The sequence below is a fragment of the Marinomonas aquimarina genome, assembly GCF_900089755.1.
Classification (GTDB): Bacteria; Pseudomonadota; Gammaproteobacteria; order Pseudomonadales; family Marinomonadaceae; genus Marinomonas; species Marinomonas aquimarina.
Genome location: NZ_FLOC01000012.1, coordinates 66,540 through 90,863, shown reverse-complemented (window position 1 = coordinate 90,863; position 24,324 = coordinate 66,540). Strand labels below are relative to the sequence as shown.

Sequence of the window (24,324 nt, the reverse complement as noted above, 5' to 3'; positions counted from 1 at the left end):
CCATGTTAACGCAAACCAGGCAGGGCATAAGCATAAAAGCCGCCACTGGCCATCAACCGCTTAAGTATGCGTCGCATTTTCGTAACTTGCCTAATCACACCTTTCCGCGCCATTTAATCTTTTCAATCACAGAGTAAATGGTTAACCTGTCTCTTTTGTTCGAAATAAGATCATTTCCTATGTCTGAGACCGATGAAATCATTACCCTTGTAGACCGAGATAACCAAGTCATTGGCGACATCCCACGCCGCCTGATGAACTTCCAGCAAGACATTCATCGCGTCACTTTCATCCTCGTCTTTACTGGGCCAGATACTCTGCTATTACAAAAACGCACCGACACCAAAGCGTTTTGCCCTGGCTACTATGGCATCACGACTGGTGGCGTGGTTGCCACCGGTGAAAGTTATGACCTATGTGCCAGCCGTGAACTGGAAGAGGAATTGGGGGTACAACTGCCACTGACCACACAAGGCATGTTTTTTACTGAAGGGGAAGGCTTTCGCATTTGGGGCAAGGTCTATACTTGTGAATACAATGAAATGCAGCATGGGCCGCTAAACCTACAAGCAAAAGAAGTCGCAGAAGTGTGTGAAATGCGCATCCAAGACATTTTGGACAACCCTGAACAATTGCCTTTTACCCCAGACTCCTACGATGCCCTACTGCATTATGTAAATGATCAACTTAGGGCCTACGACAATGTGCCATAATCGCTCTATTCGACAGTTTGTTGCCCTCGTGCTTGGGTTATTTAGCCTGGTGGGCAGCAGTGCTTACGCGCAAGGCTATGCTCATTGGCAACAGCAGAACTTTATTCACGACAGCTTTCTCACCATCGCCTTGCAACGTGAATACAATCAGACTCAAACCCCACGCCTAGTACGCTGGGAGTCCCCGATCTATATTTACGTAGAAAGCGAAGCTGGCGATGCAAGCCTACAACATCAGTTACTGCGTATTCATACGCGGCATTTATCCCGAATTACAGGGGTGCCGATTAACTTCACAAACCATTTAAAGCAAGCGAACATCGTTGCCTCATTTACGCAGTTGCATCGAGTCGAAGAAAAAGTAGCGCGCTATATCGGTAATCCAGAATCTATTCGAGTGGCACTCGACGAGGCCATTTGCTTGGGTAATTTTGGTGTTAATGCCCAAGGGGAGATTCAACGAGGGGTGATCATCATTCCCGTCAATTACGCACGCCAAAATGCCCGCTTCTTGGATTGCATTATCGAAGAGATCACCCAGCTACTAGGTTTACCCAATGACTCGGATGATGTGTACCCCTCTATCTTTAACGATGTTAGCCACGACATCTATCTATCACCATTGGATTACATCCTTCTCAAGATACTCTATTCACCTCGCCTAAAAGCCGGCATGACTGCCCAGCAGGTGGATCAACTGTTACCCACTGTGATCAATGACCTCTATTATTTAGGCATCATTGATGATGCGGTCAGACAAGTTCAAGTGGGCAGTCTGAAAAGACACATAGGGGATTAGCGCCTTTTCTTGTTGTTTTAATGCCATTTTATTAACCAGAGTCATAAATTCTGGTTATTGCATCTTTTTTTTTGCTCAAGTTAGGTAAAATGCTGCAAACCTTGAACACTCATCGGAGAAATTGAATGTTTCCAGAACTCAAGAACGACCGTTTTCTGCGCGCGCTACTGAAACAGCCTGTTGACACAACACCGGTATGGATGATGCGCCAAGCTGGCCGCTACCTTCCAGAGTACCGCCAAAGCCGTGCCACTGCAGGGGACTTTTTGAGTCTATGTAAAAACGATGCGTTTGCCTGTGAAGTGACACTGCAGCCACTTGAGCGCTACGACCTAGATGCGGCGATCCTATTCTCAGACATCCTAACCGTACCGGATGCCATGGGACTTGGTTTGTACTTTGAAACCGGTGAAGGTCCTAAATTCAAGCATGTGATACGCAGCGCAGCAGATGTGGAAGCACTGCCGATCGCCAAAGCATCCGACCTTGATTATGTGATGAAGGCAGTGACCACCATTCGTCACGCCCTAAATGGTCGCGTGCCATTGATCGGTTTCTCTGGCAGCCCATGGACACTGGCCACTTACATGGTCGAAGGGGGTTCAAGCAAAGACTTCCGTCACATCAAAGGCATGATGTACTCACAACCAGACGTACTGCACGCCCTGCTGAACAAGCTGGCAATTTCTGTGACCGATTACCTGAACGGTCAAATCAAAGCCGGCGCTCAAGCGGTGCAGATCTTTGATACTTGGGGTGGTGTGCTAAGTGGTCCTATGTACCAACAGTTCTCCTTGATGTACATGCGTCAAATTATGGATGGCCTGATTCGTGAACACGAAGGTCGTAAGATCCCTGTGATCATGTTTACCAAGAATGGCGGTCAATGGTTGGAAAATATGGCAGCAACGGGCCCTGATGCCCTAGGCCTTGATTGGACAACGGATATGGCCGAAGCCCGTGCCCGTGTCGGCGATAAAGTCGCGCTGCAAGGTAACATTGACCCATGCGTGTTGTATGCGGGCAAAGATGTGATTGAACGTGAAGTGGCTGCGGTATTAGAAGGCTTTGGTCATGGCACCGGCCATGTGTTTAACCTAGGCCATGGTATCCACCAGTTCGTGGACCCTGAGCGTCCAAAATATCTTATCGACGCCGTGCACGAGCTAAGCCGCCCGTACCACGAAACCCAATACGATGATTTAGACGCCCTTAACGGCGTAGAATAATCCCTTGGACCTGTCTTTATCAAATCGGTGAATGAAGGCAGGTCCAAATTTTCAAACACATCTCCTCAGGCTCGTGCTTGTCTTTCACCCATAAGCCGTTGCGTTTACGCTTCACCGCTTCAAATTTTGTGTTGAGATAACAACACACATGATCCTTGCCCATTTTGTCTAGCCAAGACAAACGCGCCAACGCTGTCGACTGGGCACAACCAATCACCACCAAACGCAGCACATGCTCATTATCCGCTTCATCGGTGACTTTAAAACTCTCCAAACACTGTGGCATGGAATGGTGGCAAACACTGACATGCTGATGCTTTTGTAGGCTCGTTTTCAGTCGTTTGAGGAACGTGTCCATTCCCTTTTCAAAGCTAATCAAAGCATGCTGATCCATGTAGTCCTCCTCGGCTTTAGAGAGCGATGTATGTTACTCGGCATTAACTGTAGAACATTTTGCTGCAATTAGTAGCGGGGTCTGCATTTGAATGGTAATTTATAGGCAAACAATGCCTTGAATGGAGAGAATCTATGAAATTAGTAACAGCCATAGTTAAACCTTTTAAATTAGACGAAGTGCGTGAGGCGCTGTCTGAAATCGGTATTAACGGCATCACTGTTACAGAAGTAAAAGGCTTTGGTCGTCAGCGCGGTCATACCGAACTGTACCGCGGCGCAGAATACGTAGTGGACTTTCTACCGAAAGTAAAACTTGAGCTTGCGATCGATGATGACCAAGTAGACGTAGCCATCGAAGCAATCCAGAAAAGCGCCAACACGGGCAAAATCGGTGACGGTAAGATTTTTGTGACTGCATTAGAGCAAGTCATCCGTATCCGTACCGGCGAAACAGGTGCAGACGCGATCTAAGCGTATTAAGCACTGTTCACCTGATATAAAAGAGGCGCATCCTAGGATGCGCCTCTTTTGTTTTGTATGCTGCTTAACCTTTATCCGGCACCTTAATAGACAAGGTCCCCAAGTAGCGATTTTGACGCTTCTCAATCAACCTAAACACATAGATGACAAAGATACTGATGACTAGGTAAATCCCCCCCGCCGCGAGGAAAATCTCAATCGGCGTATAGGTTCGAGCAATAATGGTACGTGCCATCCCCGTCAAGTCGAGCAAGGTGATGGTACTTGCCAAAGCGCTGGCCTTCAGCATCAGGATGATCTCATTGCCGTAGGCCGGTAGGACAATACCAAAGGCACGCGGCAATAAGATACGACGGTACATTTGCGCTTTGCTCATACCGATCACCTTACAAGCCTCCACTTCGCCTTCCGGGATGGCTTGAATCGCACCACGGAAGATCTCTGCGGTATACGCCGAAGTGTTCAACGTAAAGGCGATAATGGCACACCAAAACGGTTCCTTCAGCACCGGCCAAAGGAAACTCTCTCGCACGGCTTCGAATTGCGACGCCCCGTAATACACCAAGAAGATTTGCACCAACAAAGGCGTACCACGAAAGAAGAAGATAAACGCAAACGGCACTCCGCTGACGAGCCAATTCTTGGAGATACGTGCTAAGGCAATCGGCAGCGCGACAATGGCCCCTAAGACAATCGACAGCAGCACCAGCTTAATGGTCATCCACGTGCCCGTAAGCAAACGTGGCAAGTATTCAATGACGACAGAAAAATCTAATTCCACCAGCTTACCCTCTTGTCAGACCGCGGCTAGCGCGTTTTTCTAGGAAATGCACCACCGCCATCGACACAATCGTTAAGGCTAGGTACATAAAGGCTGCGACCAGGTAGAACAGGAACGGTTCTTTGGTATTGCTTACCGCCACATTGGCTTTACGCATGATGTCTTCCAGACCCACGACCGATACCAACGCCGTGTCCTTAAGCAATACCAAAAACAGGTTACCTATGCCCGGTAGGGCAACGCGCCATACTTGTGGCAAAATAATGCGGAAAAACTTACGTCGCGGCTGCATCCCGAGCGCAATCGCCGCCTCATGCTGACCTTTCGGGATCGCTTGTAACGCACCGCGAAACACTTCCGTCGCATAGGCACCAAAGGTCAGGCCAAGCGCTGTCACACCCGCCGCGAAGGGACCAATTTCAATGTATTCTTGGTAACCAAACTGACTCGCAATCGCCATTAATACCGTGGTCGCACCAAAGTAAATGATCAATACCGTGAGCAGCTCCGGCACCCCTCGAATAATGGTCGTATAAAGGTTCGCGATCCATTGCAGAGGCTTGATATTGGATAACTTGGCTGACGCCCCTAATAGGCCAAGAATTAACCCGACCAACAGCGAACAAAGCGCTAATTGAATGGTGATGCTAGCTCCTTGTAAGAGCTGATCACCAAAACCGTGAAGATCTAACATAAAGATATCTCAGTCTTAGAAAAGCGGCGCATCCGACTGGCAGAGCGCCGCTTAAATTCATCTTAGTAGATGGAGAATGGGAAGTACTTAGCGTTAATTTTCTGGTAAGTACCATCGGCCATGATCTCATCCAACGCCTTGTTGAATTTCTCTTTTAGATCATCACCTTTACGCACAGCGATACCGATCTCATCTTCTTTCTTAAAGGAGTTGCCTTTGAATTCAAACTTGCCGCCGTTGCCAGAGGTCTTCAACCAATCATACGTCGGTAGCTCATCCGATAGCACGATGTCTAGACGCCCCGCCACTAGGTCAAGGTAAACACTGTCTTGAGTGTCGTAGAATTTAATCTGAGCACGGTCCATGTAATTGTCTTCTAGGTACTGAGCGGCAAGGGTCGCACGCTGGGCACCAATCACTTTACCGTCCAGTTTCTCTAGATCAAATGTCGCCTCTTTTGGCGCTAGGAAACGCAAACCGCCAGAGTAGTACTTATCAGTGAAATCCACCTGACGCAGACGCTCTTCTGTAATCGACATCGAAGCAATGATGGCATCGAATTTACGCACTTTCAGGCCAGGGATCAGACCGTCCCAATCCTGTGTCACCACTTTACAATCCGCTTCCATTTTCTCACACAAGGCCCAGGCGATATCCACGTCAAAGCCTTGTGGCACACCGTTATCGTCGATGTAGTTAAACGGTGCCCAAGCACCTTCTGTGGCAATACGTACTGTGTCTGCCGCATTCACAGAAAAAGAAGACGCTGCCGCAGTGAGCATCACGGCTGAGCTGATTGCTATTTTTTTAAGGTTCATTCTATGGTCCTTTTGTTAGGTTATTGGTTTTATATAGTACGCCTTATCTAGTTTCACCAAGTTGGCAAAGCGTTTGTTTGCGCGCTGACACGCTTAAAACACACTAGAAAGGAAAGCCTTACAACGTTCAGAATCTGGCGAACCAAACACTTTTTCGGGGCTGCCTTTTTCTTCGACGAGACCTTGGTGCAAGAACACCACTTCACTGGACACTTCGCGGGCAAAGTTCATCTCATGAGTCACGATCAACATGGTGCGGCCCTCTTCGGCCAAACCGCGCATCACGCCAAGCACCTCACCGACCAGCTCAGGGTCTAGGGCTGAGGTAGGTTCATCGAATAGCAGAATTTGTGGGTCCATTGCCAAGGTGCGCGCAATCGCAACACGTTGTTGTTGTCCGCCTGACAATTGATTGGGATACATGTGCTTCTTATCGGCAATGCCCACTTTGTTAAGCAGGTATTCCGCGTACTCAAGCACTTCTTTCTTGGGACGCTTTAAGACATGCAACGGCCCTTCCATAACGTTTTGCAGAATGGTCATGTGGGGCCACAAGTTAAAACTCTGGAACACAAAGCCTATCTTTTGGCGCATACGGGTTAACTGCTTCATGTCGGCCGCATAGAGATCACTGTCACCTTGTTTGAGCAGCAACTCCTCACCATTAAAGCGAATCGAACCACGGGTCGGATTCTCAAGTAAGTTGATACAGCGTAAGAACGTACTCTTTCCGGAGCCACTTGAACCTAGGATTGAAATCACATCTCCATCGTGTGCTTCTAAGGAAATTCCCTTTAATACTTCATGATCCCCAAAGGTCTTATGGATATCCTTTAGCTCTAAAGCAGGGTCTTTAGACATTCTAATTACCTTTTATTGATGACTCGGTTTGCGTAAGGCATCAGCCCGATAAAGCTCACTCTTTACGCAGCGATGTTTAGGTTCAGGTAGAACGCTTCAATTATCACGCCAACTACATAACCGTCTATTCTAAAACTTTTTTCGCCAAAGTTGTCTTGTTTTCTTATCCGTATGGACAGGATTATCCAAATTAATGGCCAAATTTTTGCGTTCATCCCGTGGCGACACACCAAAATAGCCTTTGTAAGTGGTACTAAAATGGGGCGCCGAGGTGAAACCGCAGGCGACCCCCACCTCAAAAATGGATTTATCCGTTTGCGTAATCAGCTGTTTTGCGTGTTTTAAGCGTAGTTCTAAATAATAACGTGATGGCACGGTTTCCAAGTTTTGTTTAAACAAACGTTCCAAATGGCGACGTGACACACCGACGTGATAGGCAATGTCATCCGAGGACAGGGGTTCGCGAATATTGGCCTCCATCAGCTGCACCGCCTCGATGAGTTTGGGCTGACCTGTGCCAATGCGCGCCTGCAGCGGCATGCGCTGAGCATCTTGGTTGGTGCGTATGCGTTCACAGACAAACTGCTCGGAAATGTGACTGGCTAGAGTCATGCCGTGCTGCTTACCAATCAAAAACAACATCATGTCCATAGCAGCGGTCCCGCCACTGCAAGTAAAGCGATCGCGATCTACTTCAAATAAGTGATTGGAAACAATTACATTGGGGAAGGCATCGCGCAAACTGGCAAGATCGCCCCAGTGAATCGTCGCGCGATAGCTATTCAGCAACCCAGCGCGCGCCAAAATGTGGCTGCCGGTGCAAATCCCTGCCAACGCTTGCCCTCGTTTTGAGCAAGAAATTAACCAAGCGTCTAAACTCAAATCATCGTCTTGGCCAACACTTGACGCACCACAGATAAAAATGGCATCTAAGTCTTTAGGGGCCTCATCGATTGAGTAATCGCTTGTGGTCGCTACGCCAGAATTTGAAAGTACCACTTTCGTTTTTTGTCCAATGGTACAAAACTGGTATAAGTCTTTACCACTGACCCAGTTGGCCATATGAATGGTTTCAATAGCAGAGGAGAACGCCAGCATGGAAAAGCTTGGCATGAGTAAAAAGCCGTACTTCTGCACTTTTTTACTCGGATGCATGATTTCACGTGATGCAAATTCGGTGTTGTACAAATTATTATCCTACGATAGGGACATTCAAAAGAGATTTATATCGTTTAGAATGAATAACAGAGACTTTTGATATCGACATCAAGCTTTTTCTAGCTCGGATATCGCTTGCCAAAAAGCTTACGTCGCATTTTGAAAAGTTGCCAACTTTCTTACTCGCTTATTTTTCTTAATAATCAAATGATCGGCAAGAAGCTGGCGCCATACAACAATAATTAGATCTTCAATAGACACCACCACTCATAAGGATGAGTAACATGACGAACACAAAAAAAAGTGAATTAATCACTCGTATTGAAGCCGAAATTCAAGAAAACGTTAGCCCAGCCATCGCTGAAGGCGTCATCAAATTAGCTCATATTTACTTCCAAGATCTGCTGATCGAAGACATGGAGCATGAGAATATTGATAACCTGCACGGCACGGTTTTATGCTTATGGGACTTTTTACAGCAGCGTGACGCACAAACCCCTAAAGTGCGTGTCTACAATCCAAACTTTGAAGAACACAGCTGGCAATCTACCCATACAGTGATTGAAGTGCTGACCGATGATATGCCTTTCATCGTGTCCTCATTTAACATGGCACTGGTACGCCTAGGCCACACGATCCACTTTACCGCACACCCAACGTTGGCCACGCACCGTAGTGACACAGGTGAACTGGAAGCAATTCATGACCGTCATCAAAGTGGCACCCAAGAAGCACTGATCCGCTTTGAGATCGACCGTATTTCTGACCTGGGTAAAATGGAGCAAATCAAAGACGCGCTCTTGGACACCCTAACGGATGTCAAAGTATCCGTGGAAGACTGGCCCACCATGAAAGCTAAACTGGCTGAGGTCATCCAAGCATCGGAGCAAGTAAGCCATCTTAAGGACAACGAAGAGTACCAAGAGAACTTAGCCTTTCTACGTTGGGTTGAAAGCGACCACTTTACCTTTGTCGGTTTCCGCGCTTATGACCTCGTTAAAGAAGGTGATAAGACGCATCTAAAATTTGTCGAAGACTCAGCGTTAGGGACGTTCCGCAAAACCAAAAAAGAGAAATACGACATTGTCTTAAACGACCACCTAGCCAAGTTGGCTTACGATCGTGACAACCTATTGGTATTGACCAAATCCACGGCGATTTCTACGGTACACCGCCCGGTTCACCTAGACTACCTAGGCATTAAACGTTTCGATAAGAAAGGCAATGTCATCGGTGAATGGCGCTTCTTTGGTCTGTACTCCTCTGCCGCATACGTTGCGCGCCTACAAGACGTGCCATTATTGCGTAAGAAACTGGACGTCCTCGTTGAGCGCATGAATGTGGACCCATACAGCCATAAGGGCAAAACCCTGAAGCATATTCTGAACAGCTATCCACGTGACGAAATGCTACAAGCCCCAGTTGAAGAGTTGTTCCACACCATCGAAGGCATTCTGGCGATTCAAGAGCGTCGTCAGCTACGTGTGTTCTTGCGCAAAGACATTTACGGTCGCTTCCTAAGCGCCTTGGTGTTCGTGCCGCGTGACCGTTACAACACTGAGCTGCGTATTAAGATGCAAGACATCCTCATGCAAGCCTGCAACGGCACCAGCTCAGAATTCAACGTACAGTTCTCACAACAGGTACTGGCACGGGTTAACTTCACCATTCAAATTGCCGACCCAGAAAATAGCCCGAAACTGGATATTGATGACATCCAACGCAAAATGCAGGATGCCGCACTGTCTTGGGACGACAAGCTATTAGCAGCGATGCACACTAGCCAAGGCGAAGAGACTGGCAACGCGCTGTACAACGAATACGCGCCCTACTTCCCAGCGGCCTACCGTGAAGACTTTGCTCCAAACACTGCGGTCTTGGACATTGAGCGTCTTAGCAGCCTGCAAAATGATGGCGACATCACCACGCACCTGTACCGCCAAGTCGGCCAAGCGAAGAACAACTACTTCTTTAAAGTTTACGGTGCTGGCACCACCCTGGTGCTGTCTGATGTATTGCCTATTTTGGAATGCATGGGACTGCGTGTTCTCGAAGCACGCCCCTACGAACTAGACCAAAACGGTGACGGCCAAGCCAACACCTGGGTAGTGGAGTTTGCCATCAGCGTTAACCCTAACGCGAATCTGGATAAGAAAGCGCAACGGGATGATTTCCAAGACGCGTTTAACGCCGTCTTCAAACGCCGCATCGAAAACGATCGCTTTAACGCCCTAGTGCTAGACGCCTCTCTGACCTGGCGCCAAGTGACCATGCTGCGTGCTATCACCAAATACATGATGCAGCTGCAAGTACCTTTCTCCTTGCAGTACATGCAACAAACCTTAGAGAAAAACGCGCCGATTGCGCGTCTATTAGTGCAATTATTTGAGCAACGCTTTGATCCGGCTCTAGAAAGCAAACGAGACGAAAAAGTAGCCAAGCTACTTGAGAAAATCGAAGAAGCTTTGGATGATGTGGCGAACTTGGACGAAGATCGTATCTTGAAACACTACTTATCCGTGATTCAAGCGATGCTGCGTACCAACTTCTACCAGCCAAGTGCCGAAGGCGACATCAAAGATTACGTCTCCTTCAAGCTGGATCCAAGCCTGATCCCTGCGGTGCCGCTACCACGTCCGCGCTTCGAAATTTTCGTTTACGCGCCATGGGTAGAAGGTGTGCACATGCGTGGTGGTAAAGTGGCCCGCGGTGGTCTACGTTGGTCAGACCGTATGGAAGACTTCCGTACTGAGGTACTGGGGCTGGTAAAAGCACAGATGGTGAAAAACGCCGTGATTGTACCGTCAGGTGCCAAAGGTGGTTTCGTTGCCAAACATCTGAAGAAATACTGGACCCGTGAAGAAACTCAGGCCGAAGTGGTGCGCTGTTACACCACCTTCATTTCCGGCTTACTCGACATCACTGATAACCTAGTGAAGCAAGAAGTGGTGCCACCAACGGCAGTGAAACGCTACGACGAAGACGATCCATACCTAGTAGTGGCTGCCGATAAAGGGACTGCGACCTTCTCTGACTTGGCCAACAGCATTTCTGAGAAATACGGCTTCTGGCTAGGAGACGCTTTTGCCTCCGGTGGCTCGAACGGCTATGACCATAAGAAAATGGGCATCACCGCACGCGGCGCGTGGGAATCGGTAAAACGTCAGTTCCAAGAGTTGGGCATTGATTGCCAAACCACAGACTTCACGGCGGTGGGCGTCGGTGATATGGCGGGTGATGTATTCGGTAACGGTATGCTGCTATCGAAACACACACGTCTGGTGGCGGCATTTAACCATATGCACATTTTCATCGACCCTACTCCAGACGCTGCCAGCTCGTTTGAAGAGCGTCAACGCCTGTTCAATCTACCACGCTCGTCTTGGGAAGATTACAACAAGGAACTGATTTCAAAAGGCGGCGGTATCTTTAACCGCAGTGCGAAGTCGATTCCCATTAACTCAGACATTCGCAAAGCTTTGGACATCGATGGCAATGTCAAATCTCTAGCGCCAACAGAATTGATTTCTCACATTCTCAAAGCGCCAGTGGATCTACTCTGGAACGGTGGTATCGGTACCTATGTCAAAGCCGAGGCAGAATCCCATGCTGACGTCGGCGACAGTGGCAACAACTCACTGCGTATCAATGGTAAAGAACTGCGCTGTAAGATCATCGGTGAAGGCGGTAACCTTGGCTTCACGCAACGTGGCCGTATTGAATTCGCCCAAAATGGCGGCTTGATCAGCACCGATGCCATCGATAACTCAGCCGGTGTCGACAGCTCAGACCACGAAGTCAACATCAAGATCCTGCTAAACCGTATCGTTGAAAACGGCGATATGACTGAGAAGCAGCGTAATAAGCTATTGGCAGAAATGACCGACGAGGTTGGCTCATTGGTATTGCGCCATAACCGCGGCCAAAGTCACCTGCTATCACTGGTGAACGCTCGTGCACCGGAACGTGTCGCCGATCATTGGCGCTTGATGATGTCCTTGGTACGCGAAGGTCGCTTGAACCGTGAAATCGAGTTCTTGCCAACCGATGTGCAAATGAAGAAACGCATGAGCAAAGGCCAAGGCTTAACCCGTCCAGAGATCTCCGTGTTACTGGCCTACTCTAAAATCAAGTTTGCCGAGCAGTTGGTCGAAGACGGCATCGGCGAAGACTTAGATTTACGCGTACAAATCAAAGACTACTTCCCGAAACCTTTGGTAGAGCGTTTCTCTGATCACATGATTGACCACCCACTGGCGCAAGAAATCATTGCTGCACACGTGACCAATAATGTTGGTAACCGAATGGGTTCTACCTTCAGCACTTATGTGCAGGAAGAAACCAGCGCATCAGCCTTGAACGTCCTGCGCGCCTACATGGCCGCTGAGCAAATGTTTGATATCCCAGCGCTATGGGATGCCATCAACCAGCTCGACTTTAAGGTCGAAAACAGCTTGCAAAACCAGCTGTTTATCCAAGTACAAAGCCTGTTGGAAAAAGCCACCCTGTGGTTGATCCGTAATACCCGTGAAGCTCTGGCGATCCAGAAGCTAAGCGATACTTACAAACCAGGCATTGATATTATTCGCAGTAACTTGGATGCGGTGCTGACTAAGCCAACCAATGACTACCTAGCGGAAACCAGCCAGCAGTTGCAGGAACAAAATGTGGCTGCGGAGATTGCGGATAAGATCAGTGCTCTACCGCTGCTATTCTACGGTTTGGACATCATTCGCGTGGCCGACAACAGCAATAAAGAAGTGCTGGATACCGCCCTGACTTATTTCGAGTTGGAGATGGATCTTGGCTTGTACTGGTTACGTCAGAGCATTCGCAAATTGCCGGCGGAAGATATGTGGGAACGTCGTGCCAAAGCCGGCCTAGGTGATGAAGTCGACAACGCGCTACGCACCATTACCCAAGAGGTGATTCAAGCGAGTAGCGAGATCAATGATCTCGATAAACGTCTGGCGTATTGGAACGAGCTAAACCAAGACAATATCAACCACTATCACAGCACATTTAACGAGATAAAAGCGGAAACAGAATTATCTCTATCCATGGTAAGTGTTGCTATTCGTGAGTTGAGAAATTTGATATAAATCCGTGAGCGGCTCACTTTGAGCCGCTCTAATTTTATGAGGTATTGATACAGTGACTGAACAAGTAACGAGAGCAACGTTTGACGAAGTAATGGCTCCTAACTACGCACCGGCAGCAATGATTCCGGTTCGTGGTGAAGGCTCTCGCGTGTGGGATCAGGAAGGTAAAGAGTACATTGACTTTGCAGGCGGCATCGCCGTGACGGCATTGGGTCACTCCCACCCGACTTTGGTTGAAACTATGCGTGAGCAAGCTGGCAAGCTTTGGCATTTATCTAACGTAATGACCAACGAGCCTGCGCTTCGATTAGCGAAAAAACTAACAGAGAAAACCTTTGCTGATCGTGTTTTCTTCGCCAACAGTGGCGGTGAAGCCAACGAAGCTGCTTTCAAACTTGCACGCCGTTACGCGTTTGATCACTTTGGTCCAGAAAAGAACGAAATTATTTCTTTCTACCAATCGTTCCACGGTCGTACGTTGTTCACCGTATCCGTAGGTGGCCAACCTAAATACACAGAAGGCTTTGCCCCTGTACCTGGTGGCATCACGCACTGTGAATACAATGACATCGACGCTCTAAAAGCACTGATCTCGGATAAGACCTGTGCCGTGGTGATGGAGCCGATTCAAGGTGAAGGCGGTATCATTCCAGCGGCCCCGGAATTCGCCAAACAAGTTCGTGCCTTGTGTGACGAACACAAAGCACTGTTAGTGTTTGACGAAGTACAGTCAGGCGTTGGCCGTACGGGTACCCTGTACGCTTACGAGCAAACGGGCGTGACACCGGACATCCTAACCACCGCCAAATCTCTGGGTAACGGCTTCCCAGTGGCGGCGATGCTAGCAACAGAAGAAGTCGCCAAGTCTCTTGCGGTGGGCACACACGGTAGTACTTACGGTGGTAACCCATTGGCCGCAGCGATTGCCGAAGCGGTGATCGACATTGTTGATACGCCAGAAGTGCTAGAAGGCGTGAACAAGCGTCACCAACTGTTCGTGGACGAGCTAACTGCGATCAACGACAAGTACCATGTCTTCAAAGACATCCGTGGTATGGGTCTATTGATGGGTGCAGAAGTGACTGACGAACTAGCCGGCCACGCCAAGGACTTCCTAGCACACGCCGCAGACGAAGGTCTGTTCGTGTTAGTTGCGGGTCCAAACGTGGTACGTTTTGCGCCCTCTTTGATCATTCCAGAAGCGGACATCAAAGAAGGTTTCGAACGCTTCGAGCGTGCCGTGGCAAAGACGGTAGCCGACCTGAAAAAATAAGCGTTTCGCTGCCAAAACATGACCATTCAAAGCCGCGATCGATTTCGATCGCGGCTTTTTTATGTCCGCAATCTTAAATCAGCACCCATAGAACACATTTTATAGACAAAAAATCGTCTAAATTTTGTCAGCAAAGCCTAAACAGCATAAGATAAATCCATTGCTTAGAAGGACCCTTGCCTATGCTCGATGCCAAAACACTCACCCGCCCTCTGCTCACTTGCTTGCTGGCCGGACTGCTAACGGCTTGCAGTAGCATTCCCGATCATCGCATCAGCATCCACACTGGCAACCTGAGCCACAGCAGCGAATCCGTCATTACCCAGCAGCTTTACCGCCAATACCAAGACTGGCGCGGTACTCCCTATGCGTGGGGAGGTATGAGCAAACGCGGGGTGGATTGCTCGGGATTTGTGCATCTGACCTTGCGCGACCAGTTCGGCGCCTATGTGCCCCGTACCACCGCACAACAGGTACTCACTGGTTATCATATCGATGACGATGATCTAGAGGCCGGCGATCTAGTGTTTTTCAAAACCGGTAGCAAAGCACGCCATGTGGGCATCTATATGGAAAATGGTAAGTTTTTGCATGCTTCTACCTCCCGTGGGGTGATGATTTCACGTTTGGACAATGTCTATTGGAAAGAGCACTACTGGCACGCACGCAGAATCCGTTAAGCCCAGCATTTTCATCATCTAATAACATAAGCTTGGCATAGTTCAGCTTGTCTATTTATTTGCATGATCCTTGAAGTGACTTCATTGTCGAAGCCTTCATGCTGGTTTAAGCTCTAGCCTAAAGCCTTGCAATTTTATTATTTAGATCAATGCCCTGCAGCGATCTACTCATTTACTGACAGAGAGAGATAAACCGTGTTTTTATCCTTTTTTCCGAAACCCAAGCTCTTCTTTTTGACCTTTGCCCTGTGGGCATTTGTTGCGGTAATTAGCTGGTACACCTTCGGACAAGATCTAGGGTCGAGCTTGAGCTTAGGCCAATTGTTTGGCGTGGAATACCCAGCCCCACTGGCGGAAGGTGCTGAACAAGCGGCACAAATGGCTTACCAAGATGCCTATAGCTTCGCGAGTGATGTCTGGCTCTACCAGTACATGCTGGCCTGTTATGCCCTATTTGTCGGCGCCTGGATGATCTACGGCGGCCAGAAATGGGGCAAATGGTCGGTGATGGGCTCAGCGCTGATCGTCTTTATTACCTGGTTCCAAGTACAAGTCAGCGTGATGATCAACGAATGGTACGGTAGCTTCTATGACTTGATTCAAAAAGCACTGACCGCTCCTAACACGATCACCCTCGGGGAGTTTTATGGGCAATTGGTGACCTTTGCGACCATCGCCTTAATTGCCATTACCGTGGCCGTATTTAACAACTTTTTCGTCAGTCACTATGTGTTCCGCTGGCGCACAGCGATGAATAACTATTACACCGCGATGTGGCCAAAAGTGCGCCATATCGAGGGGGCTTCCCAGCGTATTCAAGAAGACACCATGCGCTTTGCCAGCATCGTCGAAAGTCTAGGTGTGCGCTTCTTAGATTCCATTATGACCTTGTTGGCGTTCCTACCCGTATTGTGGGGGTTATCCAGCTATGTCACTGAGCTCCCCTTGATCGGTGAAGTACCACAGGCGCTGGTCTTCGTGGCGATTCTTTGGTCAATTTTCGGTACCGTGTTACTGGCCACTGCGGGGATTAAACTGCCGGGACTTGAGTTCAAAAATCAAAAAGTGGAAGCCGCGTATCGTAAAGAATTGGTCTATGGTGAAGACCATGCTGACCGTGCCGAGCCAATTAAGCTGGCGGAGCTGTTCAATAATGTACGTAAGAACTACTTCCGCCTGTACTTCCACTACCTATACTTCAACGTGGTACGTTACGGCTACTTGCAAGCAGGGGTGCTCGTGCCCTTGATTGCCTTGGGCCCATCGATTGTTGCCGGTGCCTTTACCTTGGGTGTGATGCAACGAATTTCCAATGCTTTTAACCAAGTGGAAAGCTCGTTCCAATTCTTGGTCAACTCTTGGACCACCATTGTTGAGTTACTGTCGATCTACAAACGTCTGAAAGCATTTGAGTTAGCTATTGATGAAGTGCCAGACGAGTTAGTTACTGAACCGATGGAGTCCTTTGAAAGAGGTTAACAAGCCTGCACAAGGGCGCAAATTTTTCGTCTACTGCAGCCGCCCTTTGTTTTTTCTAGTCCGCGCCAGTGCTATGATGGCGCGATACATGAATTGCCGACGGCTCGCCCTCTTCGCTTGAGCCGTTGCTTGGAGACACGAATGAAAAAAGTATTTATTGACGGTGAAACGGGTACGACTGGCCTACAGGTACGTGAGCGTCTAGTGAACCACCCTGAGATTGAAGTCATCAGTATCGATCCAGAGAAAAAGCGTGATGTAGAAGAGAAGCGCCGCCTGATGAAAGAAGCGGATGTGACGGTGCTTTGCTTACCTGACGACGCGGCTAAAGACACTGTTGCGCTGGCAACCGCTGAAGGCTGCCGTGTACTGGACGCCAGTTCTGTGCACCGTGTTGCAGACGGTTGGGTTTACGGTCTAGCAGAACTTGACGCCAGCCAACGCGAAAAGATCCAAGACGCTCAGTTCGTGTCCAACCCAGGCTGTTACCCAACCGGTATCATCCTGTTACTGAAACCTTTGGTAGAACAAGGTTTGCTGGCAAAAGACGGCCACTACACGGTGAATGCAATCTCTGGCTACACCGGTGGCGGTAAGCAACTGATCGAGCAATACGAAGGTAACTCAGAGGCTGCGACCTACGGCACCTACGGTTTGAACTTCAAGCACAAACACCTACCTGAGATCCAAAAATGGTCTCAGCTAGACAACACGCCAATCTTTATCCCAAGCGTCGGTAACTTCGCACAAGGCATGTTGATCAGCATTCCAGTGACACTTTCAGGCGATATGACCGGTGAGCAACTGCATGCAGCCTTGGCGGCGACTTACGAAGAGGAAGATTTCGTCACCGTTCACCCATTCAATGAAGTGAAAGACAGTCATGCCCCTTTCCTAACCCCACACGGTTTGGAAAACACTAACCAAGTGGAACTAGCAGTCTTCGCATCAGAAGATGGTCAGTCTGTGGTACTGTCGGCGAAGCTGGATAACCTAGGCAAAGGCGCATCCGGTGCTGCGGTACAGAACCTAAACTTGATGCTAGGTTTTGCCGAAGACGTAGCAGTCGTGCTGTAAGCAAACAATCCCTCAGCTGTAAACGAAAAAGCCCGTTGTCAGACAACGGGCTTTTTTATTGCTCGAATCACCTAATGCACTATCGCGCCAAGGCAATACGTTTCGCTTTCACCGCGCGTTTACGCACCCCCACCTCGGGAGCTATGGTAAACAAATCGCCATTCAAACCGGTTAATTGACGCGGTACATGAGCGTCTTTGGCAATGCGCGCATTAGCCGACATATGCGCGGCTTCACCATGGGTTGGAATCGCCACTTGTGGCCTTACCCAGTCATACATGGCCGCCAACTCTTCTTCATAAGGATGACCGCTCACATGAATCGGGAGTTCAGTTTCATGCTTTTGTAGAGTCCGAATGCCCTGCGCTTTAAAAGACTTCACCAAACGCTCAATCTCGGCTTCGTTACCGGGAATGATCATAGCGCTGAACAGCACCAAATCGCCTTTGTCCAAGGATAAATCAAAACAATCGTCGCGCGCTAAGCGATTGAGCATGGCACGGGGCTCGCCTTGACTACCGGTGGCTACCGCGAGTACTTCGTCAGCTGGCAAGTAACCTAAATGCGTGGCGTCTACGACGGGCAAATCATCCGGCCAGTAACCTGAGGCTCTGGCGGCACTGACCATATTCTGCAAAGAACGCCCCAATAACGCTAAATAGCGGCCAGTTTCTTTGGCAACCCGCGCCAAGGACACTAACCGCGCGATATTACTACTGAAACAACCAACGACTACTCGCCCCGACTCATCTTTGATGACTTCTAGCAAGGCTTTATAACAATCAAACTCAGACACTGAGTGGCCGGTTTTTAAAGCGTTGGTGGAATCACACACCATGGCGGTCACATCTCGCTTACGCAGTGTCGTCAGAACCGCAGGGGAAAAGCGCTCGCCAATCACTGGGCTGTGATCGATTTTCCAATCGCCAGTATGAAATACATTGCCCGCCGGCGTTTCAATCATGAGTCCACTGGGTTCAGGGATAGAGTGAGTTAGAGTGATCCACTGTAAATCAAACACTCCCACCTTAAAGCGGCTGGCCAGCGGCAGCTCGTGAATTTCCACATCCTCTAACAGGCCCACTTGAGCCAACTTACGACGCAAAATTTCAGCGGTAAAGGGCGTGGTGTACACAGGTACTTGGAAACGACGCCATAAGAAAGGCAGGGCCCCCACGTGGTCTTCGTGAGCATGGGTAATGACAATCCCCGCTAGGCGGTGACGTTGTTGCGTAATGAAGTCTGGATCAGCGCACACTAGCTCATGGGTGCGGACGCTGTTTTCGTCAAGCGGCTCGTTAAAAGACACCCCACAGTCGACCATCAGCCACTCTCCATCGTGGCCATACAAATTGAGATTCATCCCTATCTCACCCGTTCCGCCAAGGGGCAAAAACCAGAGGTCGCTTCGCGTTGGCATCAGCAAATCCACACATCTCTCCTTTTATACTTATTTGCTTATTCTACGCGATTCAAATTGAACTTAGTTCATGAGATCACTATATTTATGCAATAAATGTTCATGTTGCTCGACTACTATGTTTGCGAAGCGATGCTCTCCCTGCGACGTTACATACTATGACAGCTAAATAAAAAGGGATTTAGCATGCTCAATATTACCGTCTGGGGGCTCTCGCTCGGGCAAGCCTTACTTATCACAGGCAACATTCTGCTTGTTTCTGTGACAGCATTGATCGGCCAAAGTTTAGCGCCGAGTTTCGCTCTGGCGACGTTACCTGTCGCCCTTCAATTTTTAGGCCTTATGGGCGTCACCTTACCCGCCGCACTGCTGATGGGCTGGTTAGGACGCAAAAAAGGCTTTCTGGCGGGCAATCTTATCGGAGTCAGTGGCGCCATACTTGCCTTTTACGCCGTACAAGATGGTCTGTTTCCACTGTTCTGTTTAGCAACCTTCTTACTGGGTATGGCGATTGGTATTGGTCAGCAATACCGCTTTGCCGCCACCGAAAATGCGCCCGCCGACAAGGCTCCGCAAGCGATTAGTATGATCATGGGGGCCGGCGTGATTGCTGCCGTGCTAGGGCCCAATATGGCGATCTGGTTTGAAGACTGGGCCGCCACCAAATACTTAGGTGCATTTGCCGCCTTAATTGCCTTGTACGCCTTTAACACCCTGTTAATTGCTGTGCTGCCACTGCGCCCGCCTACCCAGCAGGAGTTAACCGGCCAACCTCAGTCCTATGGGGCATTATTGAAAAAGCCAGATTTAGTGGGAGCCATGGTCGCAGGCTCGGTCGGCTACGGCGTGATGGTCTTGGTCATGACGGCAACACCATTAGCGATGCAGGCCTGTGGCTTTGATTTTGGCAGTACCGCGAACATCATTCAGTGGCATGTGCTGGGCATGTTCTTGCCCTCTTTCATGACCGGCAAATTGATTGCCCGTCATGGCAGCTACCGTATTATCCAATTAGGCTGTATTTTGCTATTGGGCTGTGTGCTGTTAAACCAGTTTGGTATCAGCTACTGGCACTTCTTCTCAGCCCTCGTCCTGCTGGGAGTGGGTTGGAATTTTACCTTTATCGGCGCCACCGCATTATTGACCAAAAGTTACCAACCTGCTGATAAAGCCCGAGTACAAGGGTTAAATGACTTGATCGTCTTCTCCAGCGCCGCCGCAGCCAGCTTATTATCCGGCTACTGGCACTCAATCTTTGGTTGGGAAATCCTCAACCTGCTGATGATTCCAGCAATATTGGTGGCCATGTTTACCTTAATGTCGAGTCAAAAACGTGCGGTGATCATTGCCAATACACCGACCTCGATGGGTTAGTCATCCAGCTTTATTTGACTCTCGAGCAAAATCCATGACAATGAAGTCTTACACATTCTTGTAAGAGCATTATTGTCATGGGTATCTTTTCCAGTCTCTCTAAACTGTTTTCCAGCCCCGCCAACGCACCACAAGCGGAGCCAGCTGACGCCATCGAATACAAAGGTTACGTGATCACGCCAACCCCCATGTCAGACCAGGGCCAGTACCGTGTCAGCGCCTTGATCACCAAGGGAGAAGGCGAGGCACAACAAACACATACGTTTATTCGCTCTGACCTAGTGGCGAGCCGAGATGAGTGCATTGAATTGACTACCCGCAAGGCGAAATTAACCATCGATCAGCTTGGTGAGCAAATATTCTAGGCTTTTATGACATTATCTTGGCAGCACCTGCACAGCAAAACAGACCTATTGGGTGAGCCCTTTATGGCGCACACCTTTCGCCACGCGGGTGCCGCGAATGACGTCGATACAACGCTGATTGAATACGCCAAGCAGTCGGCTGGCAAACGCGCTATTTTGTACCTGCATGGTTACACCGACTATTTTTTCCAAAAGCCGCTGGCGCTGCATTTTGATCAATTAGGGCTGCGCTTTTTTGCCATTGATATGCAAGGCTATGGCCGCTCTATTCGCCCTAATAGCCTGCCAAACTGGTGTGAAACGTTAGATCACTATTTTGATGATATCGATATTGCCCTGGCTGAGCTGTACCGTCGTGGCGTCGAAGAAGTGGTGATACTGGCGCACTCAACGGGCGGCTTGATCGCTTCGAGCTTTCTCGCTGCACGACAACAGCCGGATCAAGTCAGTGACGCACTCCCTAGGATCAAGGGGCTGATTCTCAACAGTCCGTTCCTAGCACTGCCCTTCCCACCTAAGGTGCTAAAACGTCTTAGCTGGCCGATTCGCATTGTTGTGTCCCTGCTGCCGTTTCACTCTTTGCACGCCAAGAAAATCAGCCTCTACGCAAAAACACTGCATACAGTCTTTGGCGGCGAATGGGATTATCGCTTAGATTGGAAGCCCGCCCATGGCTTCCCCCTATCGTTTCACTGGCTCAAGCAAATTATTCTCAAGCAGCGTGCCTTGCAGCACACTCGTATCGACTTACCCACCCTGATGTGCCACTCAGCGATTACCACTAAGGAAGCCTTGGGTATCGAAGACATCCGCAAAGGGGATGGCGTGTTGAACGTGGACAGCATGAAATTGGCAGCCCAAAGAACCTTTTCTGACCTGACCTGTGCCAGTATTGAGGGTGGCTATCACGATTTATTTCTATCGCCACAGCCGGTGCGGGCTAATTACCTAGCAGCCATCGATCAATGGCTGCTGGATCAGTCCTTTAGCGCTGACCACTAATTACCTTTCGAGCGCATCACTCGATCCAGTAATACCGTTGGCAGTACGCGACGCATAATGGCCGCTGCATAGGTTGGCCAAGTCACATAGTAACGCGCCTTCGGACGTGGCGACTCCAATGCATGCAGTAACTTATCCACTACCGCACTGGCTGGCAGAGTGCCGCTGGAAGCAGGACCTACTTTTGATAAACGTGCCACGGCTTCGGCATAGCCTCGCTTATGACGGCTAGCGTCGATATCAATATTGTCTTGCAGCGCATGCAAGGCATTATCACGGAACTTGCTAACAATTGGCCCCGGTTCAATCAGGCTGACCTTAATCGGTGTATCACTCAGTTCCATACGCATGGTGTCGGTCAGGCCTTCTAAAGCAAACTTACTGGCGTTGTAGGCACCCCGAAACGGCGCTGCCACCATGCCCAGTACCGAGCTGTTCTGTACGATGCGGCCATAGCCCTGCTCTAGCATGAGTGTCACCACGCGGGTGGTCAGGTCATGAGTACCAAACAGATTCACTTCAAATTGCTGACGTAAGGCATCCACTGGCAAGTCTTCCACCGCCCCAGGCTGGCCATAGGCGCCATTATTAAACAGGGCAAACAGCTTACCGCCGGTAATCTTTAACGTCTCGTTAAGCCCCTGTTCAATGGAAGCCGGATCGGCCAAGTCTAATTGCACCACATGCTTGATCCCACTGCGGCGCAGTTGCTCCACATCGGCTTGTTTACGGCAGCTCGCCACCACCAAAAAGTTATGTTTTTGCAGCGTTTGCGCTGCTTGCAGGCCAATACCAGTACTACAGCCGGTAATTAAAATTGAGTATTGCATCGCACATCCTAGCGTAGGTTTCAGATTAATGTCGGTCGCCTGAAATAAATGCTCTTTCACGACCTATAACCTGTCTTAATGGTTAACTTATGATCTGTATCAGCGTATGCCTAAGCGTTGGCATTCATAATCTATGCTTATCGAACGTCAGGGAGGATGCCATGAACATCGCCAACATTAAAGTAAGCCAAAAGCTATGGGGCTTAATCGCTATATTAGTCAGTTTGCTCGTTATCTTTGAGGTCGACGCCTACATGGGTCAGTACCGCAGCGCCCTAGATGACCGCAAAATGCAAGTCAAAGAGCAGGTTGAGAATGCCTTCTCATTATTACAGTACTACCACGACCAAGCACCGATCATCGGCGAAGCACAAGCCAAAGAGCAGGCCCTCAACGCCTTGGCCGCACTGCGTTACGGTGAAGGTGGTTACTTTTGGGTCAATGATTATCAGCATACCCTGTTGATGCACCCACTAAAACCACAACTCAACGGCAAAGACGTGACCAATACCAAGGACGCCAGCGGTAACTACCACTGGCAAGCCATGGTCTCAACTGTGAAAGCAAAGGGCGAAGGCTATGTGGAATACACCTACAAAGGCCCACAAGTGGACACACCAGAAGACAAAGTCTCTTATGTGAAAGGCTTGAATGACTGGGGCTGGGTAGTCGGCTCAGGCGTGTTCTTCACTGATGTTCAGCAAAGCTTCTGGAATGACGTCAAAGTCTCCGCGTCGATTGAGACAGTATTGGTTCTGTTGGCTCTGACATTAAGCTGCTTTATCGTGCGCGGCATTGTACGTCCATTAAAAGCAGTGACTAATCATTTACAAGTGGTGGCCAGTGGCGATATGACCACTCACCTTGAGCTTAACCGTAAAGATGAGTTGGGTATCCTAGCGGACTCAGCCAATAAAGTTTCGAGCTCTTTAGGTACTACCTTAAGCAACGTGGCCCACGCCATTGAAGAGCTGCAAACCGTGTCGCTACAAATGCGCTCGAATACCGCCAACACTCAACAGGGTATGGATGCCCAATTTAGTGAAGTGGAAAAAGTCGCCACGGCCATGAATGAAATGTCCTACTCAATTCGCGATGTGGCCGGCAACGCTAAAGATACCGCCGATGCCACCCAAGTGGTTCAAGAAACCACTCGCAGCTCCAGCGCGGATTTGGATGACACCAACCAAAGTATTCAAACCCTAACGCAGCATGTCGAGGGCGCAAACAAAGTCATTATTGAGCTATTGAGCCAAACTCAAGAAATCGAGTCCGTACTCGGTGTGATCGGCGATATTTCCGAGCAAACCAACCTTCTGGCATTGAACGCGGCGATTGAAGCCGCCCGTGCTGGGGAACAAGGCCGCGGCTTTGCCGTGGTCGCTGATGAAGTCCGCACCCTAGCGGGGCGCACACAAAGCTCGACCGTAGAAATTCGCCAGATTATTGAGAAGCTACAACAGCAATCATCGGACGCTTCAAGCTCTATGGCCACCAGTACTGAGCAAGCGGAATTAAGCGCTGAGCGCATGCGTCACGCAGCCGCTAACTTAGCCAACATGCTGACACAGGTAGATGATGTTTCCGGTAGCAGCGTGCAAATCGCCTCTGCAGCAGAACAGCAAGGACAAGTAGCGGAAGAGATCAACAGCAACTTAATGGGCATTCGTGAAGTGTCAGAGCGCGTACTGCAAGAAGCGCAAGAAGTCGCCCACGGCTCAGAAATGATTGCCAATATGGCCAACTCACTGCGCACTCAGATTAATCAGTTCCGTTTTAACTAAGCCACCTAG

At 49.3% G+C, this 24,324-nt stretch carries 21 protein-coding genes; 13 read left to right on the top strand and 8 right to left on the bottom strand.

The genetic code is table 11. The annotated features are described in order from the left end of the window. Positions 1-179 precede the first annotated feature (179 nt). The 3 genes from MAQ5080_RS11095 to hemE all read left to right on the top strand — a co-directional run bounded on the left by MAQ5080_RS11095 (position 180) and on the right by hemE (position 2,741). On the top strand, positions 180-713 hold the full coding sequence (locus MAQ5080_RS11095; RefSeq protein WP_067209953.1) for an NUDIX hydrolase: 534 nt from the start codon (positions 180-182) through the stop codon (positions 711-713). Next, positions 703-1,512 carry a DUF2927 domain-containing protein gene (locus MAQ5080_RS11090; protein WP_067209957.1) on the top strand — a complete coding sequence of 270 codons (810 nt, stop codon included), beginning with the start codon at positions 703-705 and terminating at the stop codon, positions 1,510-1,512. The genes MAQ5080_RS11095 and MAQ5080_RS11090 overlap by 11 nt, the downstream gene beginning before the upstream one ends. Before the next feature lie 125 nt (positions 1,513-1,637). Further along, positions 1,638-2,741, top strand: a complete 1,104-nt coding sequence (gene hemE / locus MAQ5080_RS11085) for a uroporphyrinogen decarboxylase (protein ID WP_067209964.1) — start codon at positions 1,638-1,640, stop codon at positions 2,739-2,741. 19 nt (positions 2,742-2,760) lie between these two features. Here hemE and MAQ5080_RS11080 read toward each other — a convergent pair whose 3' ends face one another. Further along, complete coding sequence (locus MAQ5080_RS11080; RefSeq protein WP_067209966.1) at positions 2,761-3,135, bottom strand: hypothetical protein; 375 nt, start codon at positions 3,133-3,135, stop codon at positions 2,761-2,763. Between the two features lie 134 nt (positions 3,136-3,269). Between MAQ5080_RS11080 and glnK the strand changes: the two genes are divergently transcribed. After that, the gene (gene glnK, locus MAQ5080_RS11075) at positions 3,270-3,608 is read left to right on the top strand and encodes a P-II family nitrogen regulator (RefSeq protein WP_055463653.1); all 339 of its coding nucleotides are present in this window, start codon (positions 3,270-3,272) and stop codon (positions 3,606-3,608) included. Positions 3,609-3,681: 73 nt separating this feature from the next. Here the strand turns inward: glnK and MAQ5080_RS11070 are convergent, their stop codons facing one another. From MAQ5080_RS11070 to MAQ5080_RS11050, 5 genes are all read right to left on the bottom strand, one after another. After that, on the bottom strand, positions 3,682-4,398 hold the full coding sequence (locus MAQ5080_RS11070; RefSeq protein ID WP_082861086.1) for an ABC transporter permease: 717 nt from the start codon (positions 4,396-4,398) through the stop codon (positions 3,682-3,684). 4 nt (positions 4,399-4,402) lie between these two features. Further along, on the bottom strand, positions 4,403-5,092 hold the full coding sequence (locus MAQ5080_RS11065) for an ABC transporter permease (protein ID WP_067209975.1): 690 nt from the start codon (positions 5,090-5,092) through the stop codon (positions 4,403-4,405). Positions 5,093-5,154: 62 nt separating this feature from the next. Next, entirely contained in the window at positions 5,155-5,910 is a 756-nt protein-coding gene (locus tag MAQ5080_RS11060) for a transporter substrate-binding domain-containing protein (RefSeq protein ID WP_067209980.1), read from the bottom strand. Positions 5,911-6,003: 93 nt separating this feature from the next. Further along, the gene (locus MAQ5080_RS11055) at positions 6,004-6,771 is read right to left on the bottom strand and encodes an ABC transporter ATP-binding protein (RefSeq protein ID WP_067209983.1); all 768 of its coding nucleotides are present in this window, start codon (positions 6,769-6,771) and stop codon (positions 6,004-6,006) included. A gap of 129 nt (positions 6,772-6,900) precedes the next feature. Continuing rightward, complete coding sequence (locus MAQ5080_RS11050; RefSeq protein ID WP_067210207.1) at positions 6,901-7,926, bottom strand: GlxA family transcriptional regulator; 1,026 nt, start codon at positions 7,924-7,926, stop codon at positions 6,901-6,903. 287 nt (positions 7,927-8,213) lie between these two features. Between MAQ5080_RS11050 and MAQ5080_RS11045 the strand changes: the two genes are divergently transcribed. The 5 genes from MAQ5080_RS11045 to argC all read left to right on the top strand — a co-directional run bounded on the left by MAQ5080_RS11045 (position 8,214) and on the right by argC (position 17,540). Next, complete coding sequence (locus MAQ5080_RS11045) at positions 8,214-13,031, top strand: NAD-glutamate dehydrogenase (protein ID WP_067209987.1); 4,818 nt, start codon at positions 8,214-8,216, stop codon at positions 13,029-13,031. Positions 13,032-13,083: 52 nt separating this feature from the next. Continuing rightward, the gene (locus tag MAQ5080_RS11040) at positions 13,084-14,304 is read left to right on the top strand and encodes an aspartate aminotransferase family protein (RefSeq protein WP_067209990.1); all 1,221 of its coding nucleotides are present in this window, start codon (positions 13,084-13,086) and stop codon (positions 14,302-14,304) included. A 182-nt stretch (positions 14,305-14,486) separates the two neighbouring features. Next, entirely contained in the window at positions 14,487-14,984 is a 498-nt protein-coding gene (locus tag MAQ5080_RS11035; protein WP_067209994.1) for an NlpC/P60 family protein, read from the top strand. 195 nt (positions 14,985-15,179) lie between these two features. Further along, entirely contained in the window at positions 15,180-16,463 is a 1,284-nt protein-coding gene (sbmA, locus tag MAQ5080_RS11030; protein WP_067209997.1) for a peptide antibiotic transporter SbmA, read from the top strand. Positions 16,464-16,604: 141 nt separating this feature from the next. After that, positions 16,605-17,540 (top strand): N-acetyl-gamma-glutamyl-phosphate reductase, encoded by a 936-nt coding sequence (gene argC, locus MAQ5080_RS11025; RefSeq protein ID WP_067210000.1) that lies wholly within the window; start codon positions 16,605-16,607, stop codon positions 17,538-17,540. 79 nt (positions 17,541-17,619) lie between these two features. Here the strand turns inward: argC and MAQ5080_RS11020 are convergent, their stop codons facing one another. After that, on the bottom strand, positions 17,620-18,972 hold the full coding sequence (locus tag MAQ5080_RS11020) for a ribonuclease J (protein WP_197464606.1): 1,353 nt from the start codon (positions 18,970-18,972) through the stop codon (positions 17,620-17,622). Between the two features lie 174 nt (positions 18,973-19,146). Here MAQ5080_RS11020 and MAQ5080_RS11015 point away from each other — a divergent pair, with 174 nt between their 5' ends. The 3 genes from MAQ5080_RS11015 to MAQ5080_RS11005 all read left to right on the top strand — a co-directional run bounded on the left by MAQ5080_RS11015 (position 19,147) and on the right by MAQ5080_RS11005 (position 21,701). Then, on the top strand, positions 19,147-20,334 hold the full coding sequence (locus MAQ5080_RS11015) for an MFS transporter (protein WP_067210003.1): 1,188 nt from the start codon (positions 19,147-19,149) through the stop codon (positions 20,332-20,334). 77 nt (positions 20,335-20,411) lie between these two features. Further along, positions 20,412-20,699, top strand: coding sequence for an HlyU family transcriptional regulator (locus tag MAQ5080_RS11010; RefSeq protein ID WP_067210006.1), 288 nt, complete (start codon positions 20,412-20,414; stop codon positions 20,697-20,699). 6 nt (positions 20,700-20,705) lie between these two features. Beyond that, positions 20,706-21,701 carry an alpha/beta hydrolase gene (locus MAQ5080_RS11005; protein WP_067210009.1) on the top strand — a complete coding sequence of 332 codons (996 nt, stop codon included), beginning with the start codon at positions 20,706-20,708 and terminating at the stop codon, positions 21,699-21,701. Here MAQ5080_RS11005 and MAQ5080_RS11000 read toward each other — a convergent pair. Then, positions 21,698-22,531 (bottom strand): SDR family NAD(P)-dependent oxidoreductase, encoded by an 834-nt coding sequence (locus MAQ5080_RS11000; protein WP_067210013.1) that lies wholly within the window; start codon positions 22,529-22,531, stop codon positions 21,698-21,700. The two genes, MAQ5080_RS11005 and MAQ5080_RS11000, sit on opposite strands and share 4 nt — an antisense overlap. A gap of 161 nt (positions 22,532-22,692) precedes the next feature. Here MAQ5080_RS11000 and MAQ5080_RS10995 point away from each other — a divergent pair, with 161 nt between their 5' ends. Then, positions 22,693-24,315, top strand: a complete 1,623-nt coding sequence (locus MAQ5080_RS10995; protein ID WP_067210016.1) for a methyl-accepting chemotaxis protein — start codon at positions 22,693-22,695, stop codon at positions 24,313-24,315. Positions 24,316-24,324: the final 9 nt, after the last annotated feature.